The sequence below is a fragment of the Nocardioides sp. NBC_00163 genome (genome assembly GCF_045206295.1).
Classification (GTDB): domain Bacteria; phylum Actinomycetota; class Actinomycetes; order Propionibacteriales; family Nocardioidaceae; genus Nocardioides.
On record NZ_CP108155.1, the window covers coordinates 1,185,001 to 1,199,751 of the forward strand.

General features: G+C 65.9%; 18 protein-coding genes (1 of these 18 only partly in view). 5 read left to right on the top strand and 13 right to left on the bottom strand.

Annotation, left to right across the window (positions count from 1 at the left end; all coding sequences use genetic code 11):
- Positions 1–1,049, top strand: the 3' portion of a protein-coding gene (locus tag OG801_RS05645) for a serine/threonine-protein kinase (protein ID WP_406034341.1). Its footprint begins 412 nt before the window's first position; the window shows 1,049 of its 1,461 coding nt (coding positions 413–1,461); the start codon falls outside the window, past its left edge; its stop codon occupies positions 1,047–1,049.
- An 11-nt stretch (positions 1,050–1,060) separates the two neighbouring features.
- Here the strand turns inward: OG801_RS05645 and OG801_RS05650 are convergent, their stop codons facing one another.
- From OG801_RS05650 to OG801_RS05705, 12 genes are read right to left on the bottom strand one after another with little or no spacing between them, the layout of a single operon-like run.
- The gene (locus tag OG801_RS05650) at positions 1,061–1,396 is read right to left on the bottom strand and encodes a gas vesicle protein K (RefSeq protein ID WP_406034343.1); all 336 of its coding nucleotides are present in this window, start codon (positions 1,394–1,396) and stop codon (positions 1,061–1,063) included.
- Positions 1,393–2,025 (bottom strand): GvpL/GvpF family gas vesicle protein, encoded by a 633-nt coding sequence (locus OG801_RS05655; protein ID WP_406034345.1) that lies wholly within the window; start codon positions 2,023–2,025, stop codon positions 1,393–1,395. The genes OG801_RS05650 and OG801_RS05655 overlap by 4 nt, the downstream gene beginning before the upstream one ends.
- Positions 2,022–2,219 (bottom strand): gas vesicle protein GvpJ, encoded by a 198-nt coding sequence (gene gvpJ / locus OG801_RS05660; protein WP_406034346.1) that lies wholly within the window; start codon positions 2,217–2,219, stop codon positions 2,022–2,024. Before gvpJ (OG801_RS05660) ends, OG801_RS05655 begins: the two co-directional genes overlap by 4 nt.
- A complete protein-coding gene (locus OG801_RS05665; RefSeq protein ID WP_406034347.1) occupies positions 2,216–3,019 on the bottom strand; it encodes a GvpL/GvpF family gas vesicle protein in 804 nt (267 codons plus the stop codon). Before OG801_RS05665 ends, gvpJ (OG801_RS05660) begins: the two co-directional genes overlap by 4 nt.
- Positions 3,006–3,368, bottom strand: coding sequence for a gas vesicle protein (locus tag OG801_RS05670; RefSeq protein ID WP_406034348.1), 363 nt, complete (start codon positions 3,366–3,368; stop codon positions 3,006–3,008). The genes OG801_RS05665 and OG801_RS05670 overlap by 14 nt, the downstream gene beginning before the upstream one ends.
- Complete coding sequence (locus tag OG801_RS05675) at positions 3,365–3,637, bottom strand: gas vesicle protein (RefSeq protein WP_406034350.1); 273 nt, start codon at positions 3,635–3,637, stop codon at positions 3,365–3,367. Before OG801_RS05675 ends, OG801_RS05670 begins: the two co-directional genes overlap by 4 nt.
- Positions 3,630–3,866 (bottom strand): gas vesicle protein GvpG, encoded by a 237-nt coding sequence (locus tag OG801_RS05680; protein ID WP_406034352.1) that lies wholly within the window; start codon positions 3,864–3,866, stop codon positions 3,630–3,632. Before OG801_RS05680 ends, OG801_RS05675 begins: the two co-directional genes overlap by 8 nt.
- Positions 3,857–4,606: a GvpL/GvpF family gas vesicle protein gene (locus OG801_RS05685; RefSeq protein WP_406034354.1), complete on the bottom strand. Its 750-nt coding sequence runs from the start codon at positions 4,604–4,606 to the stop codon at positions 3,857–3,859. Before OG801_RS05685 ends, OG801_RS05680 begins: the two co-directional genes overlap by 10 nt.
- A 2-nt stretch (positions 4,607–4,608) precedes the next feature.
- Entirely contained in the window at positions 4,609–5,085 is a 477-nt protein-coding gene (gene gvpJ / locus OG801_RS05690; RefSeq protein WP_406034356.1) for a gas vesicle protein GvpJ, read from the bottom strand.
- Between the two features lie 3 nt (positions 5,086–5,088).
- Positions 5,089–5,343, bottom strand: coding sequence for a hypothetical protein (locus OG801_RS05695; RefSeq protein WP_355021772.1), 255 nt, complete (start codon positions 5,341–5,343; stop codon positions 5,089–5,091).
- A 2-nt stretch (positions 5,344–5,345) separates the two neighbouring features.
- Positions 5,346–6,569, bottom strand: a complete 1,224-nt coding sequence (locus OG801_RS05700; RefSeq protein ID WP_406034358.1) for an SRPBCC family protein — start codon at positions 6,567–6,569, stop codon at positions 5,346–5,348.
- Between the two features lie 3 nt (positions 6,570–6,572).
- The gene (locus tag OG801_RS05705) at positions 6,573–7,352 is read right to left on the bottom strand and encodes a hypothetical protein (protein WP_406034360.1); all 780 of its coding nucleotides are present in this window, start codon (positions 7,350–7,352) and stop codon (positions 6,573–6,575) included.
- Here OG801_RS05705 and OG801_RS05710 point away from each other — a divergent pair.
- From OG801_RS05710 to OG801_RS05725, 4 genes are all read left to right on the top strand, one after another.
- Positions 7,351–8,619, top strand: a complete 1,269-nt coding sequence (locus OG801_RS05710; protein ID WP_406034362.1) for a helix-turn-helix domain-containing protein — start codon at positions 7,351–7,353, stop codon at positions 8,617–8,619. The two genes, OG801_RS05705 and OG801_RS05710, sit on opposite strands and share 2 nt — an antisense overlap.
- An 88-nt stretch (positions 8,620–8,707) precedes the next feature.
- Positions 8,708–10,711 (top strand): fatty acid desaturase, encoded by a 2,004-nt coding sequence (locus tag OG801_RS05715; protein ID WP_406034364.1) that lies wholly within the window; start codon positions 8,708–8,710, stop codon positions 10,709–10,711.
- A 340-nt stretch (positions 10,712–11,051) separates the two neighbouring features.
- Positions 11,052–11,294: a hypothetical protein gene (locus OG801_RS05720; protein WP_406034366.1), complete on the top strand. Its 243-nt coding sequence runs from the start codon at positions 11,052–11,054 to the stop codon at positions 11,292–11,294.
- A gap of 321 nt (positions 11,295–11,615) precedes the next feature.
- Complete coding sequence (locus OG801_RS05725; RefSeq protein ID WP_406034367.1) at positions 11,616–12,155, top strand: DinB family protein; 540 nt, start codon at positions 11,616–11,618, stop codon at positions 12,153–12,155.
- A 183-nt stretch (positions 12,156–12,338) separates the two neighbouring features.
- Here the strand turns inward: OG801_RS05725 and OG801_RS05730 are convergent, their stop codons facing one another.
- Positions 12,339–13,886, bottom strand: coding sequence for a hypothetical protein (locus tag OG801_RS05730; RefSeq protein WP_406034369.1), 1,548 nt, complete (start codon positions 13,884–13,886; stop codon positions 12,339–12,341).
- Between the last annotated feature and the right edge of the window lie 865 nt (positions 13,887–14,751).

The following is a 14,751-nucleotide window of genomic DNA, read 5'->3' on the forward strand; positions in this document are numbered from 1 at the left end:
AGCGCGCCAAGCTGACCGACTTCGGGATCGCGCGCGGCGTCGACTCCCAGACGACACAGACCGGGCAGGTCACCGGCTCGCCGGCGTACCTGGCTCCTGAGATCGCCACCGGTGGGCGGGCCAACCCGGCCAGCGACATGTGGTCGCTGGGGGCCACGCTCTTCCAGGCACTGACGGGTGAGCCTCCCTACGGGATCGGCGACAACGCGCTGGCGACGCTGTATCGGGTGGTGCACGAGGACCCGCCGCGTACGCCGCTGGCCGGTCGGCTCGCTCCGCTGCTGGAGCACACGATGGCCTACGACCCCGCCGAGCGGTGGTCGGCCGAGGACGTCGTGGACTTCCTGGCAGGGCGGTTGGCGGCCGAGAAGCTGGAGCCGGTGGCGCTGCGTACGCAGACGCTCGCCGCGGTCGCGGCGCCGGCCCCGGCCCCGGCCACGCCTCCGGGAAAGACACAGTCGACCACCACCTCGACGCAACGTCGCTGGTGGCCGATCGCGCTCGTCGCCGCTGCCGCGTTGGTGCTGGCGGTCGGCGGAGCGCTGTGGGCCAACCGCGGCGAGGAGCCGAGTGCGAAACCGAAGCCGGTCGCGTCCGGATCGCCGCTGTCGGAGGCGACCGACGAGGCCAACGACGACGCAGACGACGAGGAGTCGGAGGAGGCCTCCGAGGAGGCGTCACCCAGCGAGACGGCCAGCGAGTCTCCGAGCGAGAGCCCCTCGGCCAGCGAGACCGCCGGCCCGACCTCCGAGGGGATCGACGCCTTCATCCGCAGCTATCTCGCCACCGCGCCCGAGAACCCCGACAGTGCCTTTGGCTCGATGCTGACTCCCGCGTTCCAAGCGAGCAGCGGCGGGATCGAGGGCTACCGCGATTGGTGGGGCAGCGTCGCGAGCACCAGCGTCGTCTCTGTCTCCCCCAGCGTCGACCCGCTCAAGGTGACCTACACCTACAAATACTCGATGAAGGACGGCCGCCAGGACGGCGGCACGGTGACGTTGGGCCTCGTCTACGCCGACGGGAAATACCTCATCGACCGCGAGGGCTGAGCGCCAACTCCTCAGAGAAGCTTGCCCAGCGGGCCCAGGTCGATGTTGAGATCCTCCGGGGTGAGCCCGAAGTGGTCGCGCAGCTCGGTCATCCTCTCGTCCAGCAGCATCAGGGTCTGACCCAGCCGCTCGATGTCCTCCTCGCTCAGGCCTCCCGCATCCATGCGGCGGATCGCCTGGCGCTCCATCAGCTGCCGGAGCAGCTCGACGAGGGTGAGCACGAGCTGTACGAGCCCCTTCTCGACGGATTCCGGATCCGCATCTATGCGTCTGCTCAAGGCGGAGGGCAGGTCGGTCTCCCCGTCCAGGTCCAGGGGCCATGGATCTGCCTTGTCGGGCCGCGTCACGGGCTCTCCTCCTGACAGAAGCTGAACGGTGGCCACGGGCCGGTGACCGTCACCCCGGGCCGGCTCTCGCCCCAATCTCGGATGGCTGCCCGGGCAGCCTCCACGTGCTCGTCTGGAAGCAGGACCGACAGCCGAGCCTCCTGCGGACGGATCGCCGTGAGCTTCGTGATCTCGGAGGTGTAGGGAGCGAGCAACGCCCGCAGCTCCGCGGCCTCGGCATCATGCTGCTTCAGCTCCTTCGCGCGCCGGCGGAGATAGTCCGAACCCGTCTGCTCGTCCTTGACACGTTCGGGGACACGTTCGGGCAGGGGGAGGTGGACGATGCACTCGCTGCATCCGGTGACGGCGGCGATCCGGTCGGTCCACTCGCTCTCGCGCTCCGCAACCAGCTGGTCCAGCTCATCGCTGTCGCTCACGACCGTCCCGAAGCGCATCGGCAGCACGGGGAAGTACGACCACAGCTGGTGGAGCGCTCGTCCGAACCCGAGCAGCTCGTGCATCGACCGCTCGGGTGGCTGGGTTCTCGGCTCGACGAAGACGGTGAGCCCGCGGGAGCGGTGTGCTTGCAGCGGGGTGTCGACCGTTTCGTCTGCGCTGTCCGTGGCTGCCACGGCGTAGAGGAGCATCATGGCTGCCTCCAGGAACCGGGTAGCGAAACCTTGTGGGCCGGGGCGAGAACCAGGCGCAGGCCCACATAGACGAGGTCGACCCCGGCGAGCGAGAGGACGATGTCGCCACCCACCACGACACCGCCGTCGATCAGGCGGTCGACGAGGTCGATGAGTGCGGTGTCGTCGGGGACCGGGGAGTGCTCGAGCGTCACGGCGCCGTCCTGGTCAGGTCGTCGCCGTTCTGGTCCGCCGCACCGACGAAGCTGTACGGCGGCCACGGACCGGTGACCTCGAGCCGCATGCCGGCGGTCGCGACCAGCTGGTGGTGATGCTCCTCGGCGACCTGGAGGAAGCGCTGCTCCTCCTGGCGGGGTACGAGGTAGGCGCTGTTGAGCAGCATCGGCTCTTCTCGGCCGGTCACCGCGCTGTCCAACGGCGCCCTGACCACGCTCGCGGTCGCCTCGCGAACCAACGCCTCATGGGTGTCCATCACGAGGAGCTCGCGCTGTCGTCGTACCTCGTCCCGGGCACTCTGTTGGGACCGGCGCCGTTCGAGGTATTCGCGCCCGCTGCGGGGTGCGGTCGCCGCGGGCGTGGGTGGAGGCGAGGTCGGGAAGATCTGGAGGGACCACTCGACGTGTCCGGCCAGGAACCGCCAGGCGCGTTCGAGGTCCCGGCGACTCGAGTCCAAGGCATCGACCAGCACCTCATCGCTCGGGTAGATGCCGGGCAGCTGCAGTGGCAGCACGTCACCGTGCTCGACCAGGTGCTGGAGCACCTCGTGGTGGGCAGCGGCGACGGGCGTGAGCCAACGGGTGTCCTCGCCGTGCTCCGCCCAGGCGGCCTCGCCGAAGGATGCGGCCGCCAGATCGCTGACGACCACCTCGAGGCGGTGGAACGGGATGGTGCGAATGTCCGCGTTCGCGATCCCGTGGTCAGGCATGGGCCGGGGCTCGTCACCCTGGATGAGTCCGTACGCATGAACGACAAAGGTCGCGTCATCTACGTTCACGTCTCGTCTCATCTTCCACGATCCCGCTCTGCCCGCCGACGCTGCGCTCGAGCGCCTCGAGCCGCCGACGGAGGTCGAGCTCCTCGTCCTGCTTCTGCTGATCCTCGAGGTTGCTGACGAACGGGTCGCCCTCCCACCAGTTGATACCCATCTCGCGGGCCTTGTCGACGGAGGCCACCATGAGTCGCACCTTGATGGTGAGCAGCTCGATGTCGAGCAGCCGGACCTGGATGTCACCGACGATGACGATGCCTTTGTCGAGGACACGCTCGAGCACGTCGGCGAGGCTCTCGGGTGAGGACTGGGGCCGGTTGCTCACGAACATCGGTGAGCGCTGAGTCTCGGTCATCGCTCCTCCACTTGGGCTCGGACGTAGCGGTGGACACGGCGATAGCCCGTGATCTCGCCCTCCGGGTCGACGGTCACCTCGTAGGAGGCAAGGACATCGGTCGTCTCCGGGACTCGTTCCAACTCGAGGATGTCGGCGTTGACGACCCAGCCGTCGTCGTCGCGACGGATTGCCGTGACGCCCTCGGCGGGACATCCCACGAGTGCCTCGAGCTCTTCGAGCACGTGCTCGGCGATCGAGGACAGGGTGGGTTTGCGGGGCTCATTCATGCCAGCCTCCGGTCATCAGACGCTGCACGAGAACCTCCTCGAGATCGGCGGCCTCCTCCTCGGTCAACAGGCCGGCCTCCCGGCGGGCGTCGACATCCTCGAGCGCGGCTTGGATCGTGGCCGGGTCGAAGTACTGGCTCTCGGCCTCTTCGCGAATCTGTTCTGCCACCCAGACCACGCCGCGTACGGGCGCGATGGGCAGAGTCAGCAGCTGCGTGATCAGGCCCATGAGAGTTCTCCCGACGAGGCAGCGTCGAGAAACGCGTACGGCGGTTGCGGGCCGACATAGCGAAGCGACGCCAGCGGCGCCAGGTCATCGCGCAGCGTGGTGACCGTGGCGTCGAGCTCGCTCTGCCGGTCGCGCTCGACCAGCAGGAACACCTCGGCGGCCTGCAGCGCTCCGCGGACCTCGCCGAGGGAGACGGCACGGGCGGTCGGGGCAACCCGGTCGACGACGCCGTCGCCGACCTCGGCCCGCAGCGCTTCGAGCGCGCCCGCGATGGCCTCGCCCAGGCGTACCTCCGCCGAGTGCCGGTCCTGCGGGGCGGCTCGCTGTACGTGGTCGCGCAGCGCGACGAGATCGGGGTCCCGCCGCAGCACCTCTTTGAGCGCTTCCTGCTCGATCAGGTCGACCGCGACGGTGAGCTGCAGCAGGCCCTCGAACCGTTCCAGGAGGGGGCGGATCTCGTCACCGCGGCTCTCGATCAGCTCGTGGCGCACGGTGTCGTCGTCCGGCATCTCGACGCCGAACTGCATGGGCAGCACCGTCCCGAGGGTGGCCACCGCCTCGAGCGTATGAGCGTGTGCCATCAGGTCCTCGCGCAGCACGCGCGAGTCGTCGTCCACATCGCTGACGAGCACCCGAAGGTCGCCGCCGTCGATATGGCGCAGCGGACGTTTCGACCGCCCCGTCCGGTCCGTGGGGATCGTGACCGAGGTGTCCGTGACTCCGTAGACGTGGACAGGCACGGTCAGTCCTCCTTCTCCTTGGTCTGCCTTGACGTGCTCTTCCGAGTGCGTCGAGCCGGCTGCTTGCGACCCTGACCTTCGTGCTCGTCGTCGTCCTTGTCGGCGTCCTTGTCGGCGTCCTTGTCGGAGTCCTCATCGTCGCTGCCGAGAATGCTCCCGAGCTTCTCCTTGGCTCCTTCGATCGCGCCGGATGTCTTCCCCTTGGCCCCGGACTCGGTCACCCCCTCGATCAGCTCCGGGATGCCGTGCGTCTGGGTGTCGGTGAGGTCCAGCCGATTCACCGCCTCGGCGAAGCGGAGGTAGGTGTCGACGCTGGCGATCACGATGCGTGCGTCGATCGTCAGCAGCTCGATGCCGACGAGCGAGACGCGCACGTAGATGTCGATCACCAGACCCTTGTCGAGGATCGTGTCGATGACGTCGGCGAGACTGCTCGGCGCCGGGCGGTCGAGATACCGGTTCTGCTGGGTGATGGTCATGACTCAGTCGCTTTCTGCCGGAGTGCCGGCGGGCACAGGTTGCTCGGCCCGCTTCAGTACGTGCCTGCGGATGTACGCCCGGTTGGCGCCGAGCGACCTCGCCAGGCCGGATTTCCCGCACCCGACGAAGTAGCCGATGCACCAGTCGAGCTGCTGCAAGGCGTCCTCGGTGGCGGTCCGATAGCGATCGACCTCCACCATGAGCTCCTCGACGTCGCGCTCGAGCTCCTGGACACGGCGTTCGTCGTTCTCGGCCATGGTCAGGATGCCTTCGTGGAGGAGCGTGAGGACGTACGCCTGCTCGTGCTCTGCTTGCTGGCGCTCTGTTTCCTCGGACTCCGCTTGCTTGCGCTCTGCTTGCTCGCGCTCTGCTTCGTCGGGCGCTGCGTGCTCGTGGTCTTCTTGGCCGCCGGCTGCTTGGCAGCGGACTTCTTGGCTGCCGGCTTCTTGGCCGCAGTCTTCTTGGCCGCGGTCTTCTTGGCGGTCGACCTCTTCGCCTGCGGTTTGTCACCGGACGACCCGTTCCCGGAAGACCTGTTGTTGGAAGACCCGTTGCCCGGCTTGCTGCCCGACGACGACTTCTCCGAGCCGTTCTTCTGCCCGTTCTCCGAGCCCTCGCCGGAACCGTCGTCCACGACCTCCTTGTCGTGGATCTCGCCCGTCCACCCTTCGATCTCGTCGCGGTGGAGAAGCGTGTGGTTGGCCACATGCCGCCGGAAGTGCTTCATCTCCAGGCGCACTCGACGCCCCTGGGCCCGCCAGAGGTTTCCGGTGTGCTCGAAGAGGCCCTTGGGGTGGTACTCGAGCGAGACCAGGATCCGGGTCAGGTTCGGCGCGAGCTCGTGGAAGGTGACGGCGCCGTCGACGCGTCCCTTCTCGCTCTCGCTCTTCCACACGATGTGCTCGTTCGGGACCTGGTCGAGGATGGTGGCCTTCCACGTGCGGTGGGACCAGAACACCTGGGCCTGCCACGTCAAGACCTGGTCGTCCTCCTGCTTGACGTTCTCGACCTTCTTCATGAACGACGGGAATTCCTCGAACTGGGTCCACTGCTCGTAGGCGACGTCCCGGCTGACGGGTACGTCGACCGTCTCGACGATGTTGGTCACCTTGAGCTTCTTGCCGGTGGGATGCTCGCTCTTGTTGAGACCGCCCGAGACCTTGTCAACGGTGTCCTTGACCTGAGTCGCCGTGTCCTTGACCTGGGCGGTGGTGTTCTTCACCTTGCCGACCGGAGCCGTGACTTTGTCGACGGCCGCCTTCGCCCCCGCCTTCACGGTCTTCTTCGTGGGGACACCGTCGGCGAAGCCGGTCAGTCGGTCAGTGAGCCCCTCGACGCCGCTGCCCAGCTTGCTCAGGCTCCGCTTCCCGAAGGCGCGGCTGAGACCCAGGGCCTCCTTACGCAGCCGATCGACGGGGAGCTGGGACAGAAGGCCCGAGTCCTCCGTGTCGGCTGCCGCTTTCTTGTGAGTCTGTTCCGTCATGACTCAGGCACCTCCTGTCGGCGCACCTGCGCGCCGGCGACGGGAGCTCCGCGCGCGCCGGCGCGGCTTCTCCTCTTCGTCGTCCTCGTCCTGCTGGTCCGCCTCGTCCTCGGGCTCGTCTTCGTACTCGTCCTCGGGCTCTTCCTCCGCTTCTTCGTCGTCCTCGGGCTCCTCCTCAGCCTCGTCCTCAGGCTCTTCCTCGTACTCGTCCTCAGGCTCCTCACCCTCGGCCTCGTCTTCGGCTTCGTCTTCGGCTTCGTACTCGTCCTCGGGCTCCTCGTCCTCCGGAACCTCGTCGGTGTCCTCGTCGGCGTCCTGGTCGGCGTCCGCATCGGACGACGACGCGCTCCAGAGCGTGCTTCGCTCGTGCAACCGATCGCTGAGCTTGTCGATCTGGCCCGCGGCCGCGGCGACCGCGGCCGCCTTACCAGCCGTGACGAGCTTTCCGCTGACCTGCTGTCCGAGCTTCTGTACGTCCGGCGAGCCGCCAAGGCTCTGAGTACCGATCTTCAGCAGCTCGAGGCTGCGGTCGCGTACGGCGCTGTTGCTGAGCGCCGACCCGACGATCACGGCGAGTCGAAGCTTTTTGAATCGCCCGAGCACGTACCCCGCCGCGACAGCGGTGCCCACGCGTGTGGTGACAGACATGTTGGTGCTCCCTCCTCGGGCGGCCCTCCAACCACCCACGTACCCCCGGAGGTACCCGTCGCGCCACGCGACATACCTCACATGTCTGAATTCGTGCCACCCACCGGGGCAGAGCGCTGGATAGTCTCCGGACATGGGGGCCAGCGCGGGACAGCAGGAAGACCTGCCCGAGTCGGTGGTGATCGAGCTGCGCCGAACCGCTGCCGACCTGCTGGGGCACGTGGCGTCGTACGCCGATGACATGCTCGCCTACATCCTCGAGCGGATCCCGGAGGCGAGCGCTGATGAGGAGCTTCGTGGTCTGACGTTGGGGTCGTGCTCATCCAACCTCGAGGCCGCGCTGTCGATGGTGCGGCACGGTATCGACGTGAGCGCGGCCTCGGCGCCGGTCACCGCGCTCGAGCATGCGCGCGCGATGGCCGGACGGGGCTACAGCGTCGACGTGATGCTGCGCTTCTACCGGATCGGCCATGCCTACTTCAGCGAACGGATCCTCACCGGGATCAACGACTCGATGCCGGACCCGGCCCTCGCCCTGGCGGTGGTGGCACACCTGCAGCACTACGCCTTCGCCTACGTCGACCGCATCTCCAGCGAGGTCGCCGCCGAGTACGTCGCAGAGCTCGACCGGATCCAGACCCAGGCGCGCGCGGCGCGGACGGATGCGGTCCGCACCCTGATCGCGGGTGGACGGATCGATCTCCGCCGCGCGGAGCGCACCTTGTCCCACCGGCTCACCGGATGGCAGACCGGCTTCGTCTGCTGGACCGACAGCGACGACGTCGATCTGGCGCGGGTGGGTGAGACCGTGGGGGCCCACTTCGGCTCACCCCATCCCCTGCTCGTCCCGGACGGCGCTCGGGCACTGTGGGGCTGGGTCTCCACGACAGGTGCTCCTGGCGTCGCACCGACGGACCTCAAGCCTTTGGCCGGGAAGATCCCGGACACGGTCCGGGCCACGCTCGGCACGCCGGCCCAGGGTGCCGCCGGCTTCCGCGACTCTCATGTCCAGGCGCAGCGCGGCCGGCGGATCATCGAGCTCGCAGGTCGCGGTGCAGCAGTCACGCCGTACGCCGAGCTGGCGCTGGTGGACACGATGAGTGGCGACCTCGACCTGACCCGCGCCTTTGTCGCGGCCGAGCTCGGCGGCCTGGCGGTCACCGGGCGCCGCGAGGAGGAAGAGCGGCGGGCGTTGCTCGCGGTGCTCGACGCACAGGGTGGCCTGGCGGCCGCGGCCGACGAGCTCGGCGTACACCGCAACACGGTGCTGCAGCGTGTTCGCCGGGCCGAGGAACGACGCGGGCTTCCCGCGACCGAGCGGGTTGCCGAGCTGCATGCCGCGTTGCGTCTGGCGGGTGTGCTGGGGCCGCTCGTGCTCGCACCGGAGCCTGACCAGGCCTGACCGGGTTTGTGCCGGATGTGCTGCGCGCACATCGACATGGGCTCGGCACCTCTCGCGGGGTGCCGCTCGCGGTTCGTACGTTTCGAGCATGTCAACTACGACGGAGCAACCCGCAGCCAGCCGCCACGCGCTCCCCGACCCGGGCGAGAAGGTCCCGACGATCTCCTGGCCCATCGTGGGCATCTTCTCCGGCGCGATCGCGGTCTTCGCGGTCTCGACCTGGGCGGCGCTGGCCGAACGGCTTCCCGTCCCGGTGACGGTCCTGCTCAGTGCAGCGGCGATCTTCGTGCTGTTCACCGTGCTGCACGACGCCGCGCACTACTCGATCAGCACCCACCGCTGGGTCAACGTGGCCTTCGGCCGGGTCGCGATGCTCTTCGTCTCGCCGCTGATCTCGTTCAGGTCGTTCGCGTTCATCCACATCGAGCACCACCGCAACACCAACGACGACGACAACGACCCCGACCACTTCGTCAGTGGCGCTCCGTGGTGGCAGGTCCCTTTCCGGTTCCCGCTGATGGACGTGCCGTACCTGTCCTTCCTGGTGCGCAATGTTCGGCGGCGTCCGCGGGCGGAGGTGCTCGAGACGGTCTTCCTGATGGTCACGACGATCGCCGTGATCGTCGCCGCGGGCTTCACCGGACATCTGTGGACGCTGGCGGTCCTGTATCTGATCCCCGAGCGGCTCGCGATGTTCGTGCTGGCCTGGTGGTTCGACTGGCTGCCGCACCACGACCTCGAGGACACCCAGCAGGAGAACCGCTACCGCGCCACCCGTAACCGGGTCGGCTCCGAATGGGTCCTGACTCCCCTGCTCCTCTCGCAGAACTACCACCTCGTCCACCACCTGCATCCCTCGATCCCGTTCTACCGCTACGTCGCGGCCTGGCGCCGCAACGAGGAGGCCTACCTCGAGCGGGATGCGGCGATCGGCACCGTCTTCGGCCATCAGCTCGACGCGGAGGAGTACCGCGAGTGGAAGACACTGAACGGCAAGATGGCCCGGCTCCTCCCGGTGCGGATGCCGAGGCGATCCTCGGCTCGTGCCGCCGAGTTCCACCCGGTCCCGGTCGCAGGCGTCGAGCGGCTGACCCACGACAGCGTGCTGATCCGCTTCGACGTGCCTGACGAGCTGCGCGAGAAGTTCTCCTTCGAACCCGGTCAGCACATCACCGTCCGCACCGACCTCGGTGGCGAGGGCGTACGTCGCAACTACTCCATCTGCTCCTCGGCCACCTCCGACACCCTGGCGATCGCCGTCAAGCACATCCCGGGCGGGGCCTTCTCCACCTTCGCGATGGAACAGCTGGAGGCCAGGGACACTCTCGAGCTGATGACTCCGACCGGGTCGTTCGGGACCGCGGTCGACCCGCTCGCCGCCAGGAGCTATGTGGCGATCGCCGCCGGCAGCGGAATCACCCCCGTCCTCTCGATCCTGCAGACGACGCTTGCTGTCGAGACCGAGAGCCGCTTCACCCTGATCTACGGCAACCAGGACGCCGACAGCACGATGTTCCGCGACGAGCTCGATGACCTCGAGGCGCGCTACGCCGACCGCCTTCGGATCATCCACCTACGTTCCCGCGACCCGCGGCACCCGGCACATCTGCGCGGTCGGATCGACCGGGCCAAGCTCGAACGGTGGCTCGGGCCGCACCTGGCCGCGGCCTCGGTGGACGAGTGGTTCCTGTGCGGACCGGTCGAGATGGTCGCCGATCTACGCGACCTGCTCCTCGAACGCGGCGCCGAGGCGGACCGCGTCCACGTCGAGCTCTTCCACGGCTACCAGCAGCCCCGGGTCGCCGACGGCTTCGCCCCGGCCACCGTCACCGTCGGTCTGCGCGGCCGACAGCACGAGGTCCCCTTGGCGGCCGGCGACACCGTTCTCGAGGCAGCGTTGAAGGCCGGGCTCGAGGCGCCGTACGCCTGCCTCGGCGGAGCCTGCGGCACCTGCAAGGCCAAGGTGACGCTGGGGTCGGTCGCGATGGAGCAGAGCTTCGCACTGTCCTCTGCCGAGGTCGAGACCGGTCACGTGCTGACCTGCCAGTCCCGTCCGACCACGCCGGCGGTCACCGTCGACTACGACGACTGAGTCGTGATGCGCCGATTGGACGGAAAGGGCTCGATCATCGCCGGGGTGACCGATCGTCCATGCGCTCCCGCTAGGATCTGCGCGGGCCGTTAGCTCAGTCGGTTAGAGCAGAGGACTCATAATGCCGAAAGCGACTTGGTGACGCCACCGCGGGATCATGCGGAGGGCAGCCCTCCAGGTCAGCAAATCCGCTGGTCAGACCCGGGCCGATTCCGTCTAGATCGAACAATCGTTCGACATTCATGCGAACATGCCCGCGTCGTATTCACGTACGAGACAACGGATGCAGCCGCGGCGGCCACCCGTTCGCTACCTCGAACAGGTGTTCTATCCTGATGGGGTGAGCACGATCCCCGAACTGGCTGCGAAAGACTGGCGATTTCGTCCGCCGAGGCACTGCTTTGTTCGGTTCGGCACCGACCGGTACCCCGCGATCCTGCTCGAGTGGCGACCGAAGCGGGATCGTGGCGGTGTCTCGAAATGGGAGGGCCTCGTCATCTACGCCAGTCACACGCCAGCCACGGGCGAGTGGGAAGTTAGGCATTGCTGGATGCACGGCGACCTGATCGAACCCGCGGAGTAGACCCCCGGACCGGCCCGGCAGCACACACGATCCGCTCACTTCAGGGCCACCCGCCGCGACCGGCCGACTCGGCGTCGCACTACAGATCAGGGATGCACTCCTGTCGGATGCAGCGAACGTTGACAACTCATTGTCAACGTCAAGATCTACAAGGTGGGTCGACTTCAGTGCTCGGTCTCCGTGTAGGACCGGCTCTCCCATTGCGATTGGTGCGGGGTGGACGCGAAACTGTCCGCTGGCCCGGCTGCCGTCTAAGGCGTGGCCCGGGCTGCAGAATAGAGATCCCTCTACCCGCCGAATCCGCCGAGCCCTGGACCTCACTTGTCTGACCCCATCACCCACGATCTGCTCGCGACCTTCGAAGGCGTGCGACTCCGGCTGTTCAGCCGTCTTGAGGGCCTGACCGACGCCGAGTACCTGTGGGAGCCCGCCGACGACAGTCTCAACATCCGGCCCGGCAAGGACGGCACCTTCGGCGTCGACGAACTCTTCCCCGAGCCGGTCCCGGACGTGCCGGATCCCGTCACAACAATCGCCTGGCGCATGATGCACATCGGGACCGGCTGCCTGCGGGGCTACGTGATCCACTTCTTCGAGGACGTCCCGGAGTTCGGCGACCGCCTCGCGTGGCCAGGTGACGCGAAGGAGGGTGTCCAAGCGCTGGCGGAAGACTGGGAGCGCTTCGTCTCTCGCATCGAGGCTCTCGGCGACGAGCGCCTGCTGGCGCCGATGGGCTTCGGACCCGGCGGCTGGGCCGATGAGCGTTACCTGAAGCTCGCGTTGCACGCCCTCAACGAGGTCGCGCATCACGGCGGCGAGATCGGGCTGTTGCGTGACCTCTACCTGCGCGAAGGCCTCTGACTCCAGAGGCGGTCGCCGCCCGGCCTCGACGATCGCTTCGCCAAAGTTCCCGCGGGCGGTTCGTCAATCTTCCCTTGAGGTTTTCGTGTTGCCCACGACAGCACTTGGTGGCCGGGAGTCGCTGACGGTCGCAAGACTCTAAGACGTCGTCAGGTCCTGGGTGACGATCCTTGGGGCGGGGTACTAACCCAAGGAGAATCTTCCGTTTGCAGAGCTCTTTCGAAGAAACTCACCGGCGGCGGCGGCGATTATCCGTCCCGACTCCGACTCACCTATGTCTCCGAGATCGATTTCTCCGCCGGCGATATTTGGAGCATCCAGTTTCACTTCGCCAGCCTTAAGCGTGACGTCAACGAACTGAATAACTCCGCCGGTCATGGACAGGCGGTCGAAATGAATTTGACTTCCTTCAATATTGAAGAAGCCGAAGCCAATGCCCCCGCCCGAGAGATCTACATCGTCAAAGGAAAATTCCGTTCCCGCAAGACCCTGCACGGCAGCGTCGCGGTCGATTCTGTGACCCTGGAAAGTAACTTCGCCAGCACTGAATATCACGTCATTGAAACTTATAACGCCATTATCGTAGGTACCACTTTCAAAACTAATGTCCGCACCTGCGATTGTTGACCTATTGAACGAGACGCCGGTCCCAGTTGTCATATTCGATCCATGGATCCTTATACGACCGCCTGCGAGTACCGTGTCCGTGAACTCCACATTCCTCAGATTGCCGTGTGGTCCCATTAATTGAATTGTCCCTGACTCAAATACCGATCCATCAAGACTTAGAACTGCCGACAGGGAATCAAATTTACCGAATAAGTCAACGTTCGCATCAGTAAATCGGCACGACGTAAATGCAACTGACCCCAAGTAGATGCAGCGCCTGAACGATATTCGAGTCATTAGAACAGAGCATCGTTCAAAGAACGTTGCTCCCAAAAAGACGCAATCATCGAACTCGACATCACACCCTTCGAATATAAACCCCTCGAATTCAGCCTCGTCGAATATGGCGCCCTTGAAATCCAAGTTCAGACCGGTCCACCGAATCACCGAATGCTGGTTCATCCGCTGCTGCATCGCACTAAGGATCGTAGAGCGGACTTCATGCTCCTCGCCCGCCGGGTACGCCATGCGACCACTAGCCGGGTCTTCTGTCGCCTCCTGTAAGACCTCCAAGTTTCTACTGCCGGAACTGGCCTCCCGAAGTCGAAACGGCATTCTTAGATACGCGCACAGCACGTCCACACACGTCTGGCGCCCCGTGGACCAATCATCGGCAAGTCCGGCGAGGGCATATACTCCTGCGACGCGAACAGCAGCTTGATCTGACCCTAGTTGTTGAGTCGCCTGCGCAAACCTCTCAGCAAATAGTCGCGTCTCGTCTCGTACCGTTGCGCGCTCCTGACGGCCATGATCTGCTTCACCCAACCGTTGTCGCCGGGTCGCGACAACCAGGGCGACCACGCCGCCCATCCCAGCGACGACTCCCAATGCCAACTTTGAGGCGTTGAAGAGCATTTCGGGGCCGACGCCTGTCGTCGATTGATTTTGGAAGTCAGGCTTGCCGAACATGACCCAGAGACCCAAAAGAATGCATGCAGTGAGGGTTAAACCTATGCCGAGCCAGAGACCAATATGTACCGGAATGCTCAGGAGGAACGGCTTGGCTGACTGCCACTTTCGAGTTGTCCGATCGCCGTCATGCATTTTCTTCTCGCGTTCCACTGATTCGTCTACCTTCCGCCGCACCCGGTTCCGAACGGCCACTTCCTTGTGTTGCCAGGCCACTGTTCGCTCGAAGCGGTCGCGATGCCGTGTCGACAATTAGGACGTCACGTTGGCTTGCCTCAGGGACGGCGGTGGCTGCTATCTCGCCACGGCCAAGTAGCGCGACGTAGCGTCGCAGATAGTCATCGAAGTACTCTCGCGCGGCGCGTTTCACGGTCTTGTTTGAACCACGATTTCCTGCTAGCACGAACGGCTCGAAGCCAGCATTCGTCAGGCGGGCGGCACCAACTAGAGTGTCACTGAGACCGCGGGCCGTAGTCATCCGGCCATGATGCACCACGCGGGCCTAGCAGGTAGCAGAATCGCGCCCTGCGTCCATCTCGTCTGCTTGACCGTCGTCTCAAGTGACGCAGATTCGGCTCCGAACCGCGGCGAGCATGCTTCCACCCTGACCGCGAGAATGTTTAAGAAGCGCGAGTGTGGGTAGAACCTGATCATGAACATCACGCCTGCGGAGATCTACGAGCTCGATCTCGTCCACCTCCTTTGCTTCGGCTTCCATCCAGAGTTTCCTTGGTTGGTAGCACCAAGCGAGAACTAGCCGGAGACGGCGGGACCCGGCACCCGCTCTTCGACAGATGACGTCTGGCACGCTCTCTACAACACGAAGGCCACCGCTGCGATGGCATCGTCGCGCCGATCGGGATCCTGTATCTGTTCGACAAGCCGTTCAGCGGACAGTACCGCCAGGCCTCGGCGGCCCGGGCAAGTAGGCCTGGAGTTGCGGGGAGGGCCAACAAGTAGGCACGCCTGAAGCTCACGCCGATCTATCCGCTCAGAGCTGACGTCAGAGCACCAAGCC

What these genes read in the sequence shown, in the direction of transcription:
- OG801_RS05680 (WP_406034352.1), bottom strand. Translation starts at nt 3,866, where the DNA reads ATGGGCCTGATCACGCAGCTGCTGACTCTGCCCATCGCGCCCGTACGC.
- OG801_RS05705 (WP_406034360.1), bottom strand. Translation starts at nt 7,352, where the DNA reads ATGTCCGGAGACTATCCAGCGCTCTGCCCCGGTGGGTGGCACGAATTC.
- OG801_RS05670 (WP_406034348.1), bottom strand. Translation starts at nt 3,368, where the DNA reads ATGACCGAGACTCAGCGCTCACCGATGTTCGTGAGCAACCGGCCCCAG.
- OG801_RS05715 (WP_406034364.1), top strand. Translation starts at nt 8,708, where the DNA reads ATGTCAACTACGACGGAGCAACCCGCAGCCAGCCGCCACGCGCTCCCC.
- OG801_RS05675 (WP_406034350.1), bottom strand. Translation starts at nt 3,637, where the DNA reads ATGAATGAGCCCCGCAAACCCACCCTGTCCTCGATCGCCGAGCACGTG.
- gvpJ (WP_406034356.1), bottom strand. Translation starts at nt 5,085, where the DNA reads ATGACCATCACCCAGCAGAACCGGTATCTCGACCGCCCGGCGCCGAGC.
- OG801_RS05655 (WP_406034345.1), bottom strand. Translation starts at nt 2,025, where the DNA reads ATGATGCTCCTCTACGCCGTGGCAGCCACGGACAGCGCAGACGAAACG.
- OG801_RS05710 (WP_406034362.1), top strand. Translation starts at nt 7,351, where the DNA reads ATGGGGGCCAGCGCGGGACAGCAGGAAGACCTGCCCGAGTCGGTGGTG.
- OG801_RS05695 (WP_355021772.1), bottom strand. Translation starts at nt 5,343, where the DNA reads ATGGCCGAGAACGACGAACGCCGTGTCCAGGAGCTCGAGCGCGACGTC.
- OG801_RS05700 (WP_406034358.1), bottom strand. Translation starts at nt 6,569, where the DNA reads ATGACGGAACAGACTCACAAGAAAGCGGCAGCCGACACGGAGGACTCG.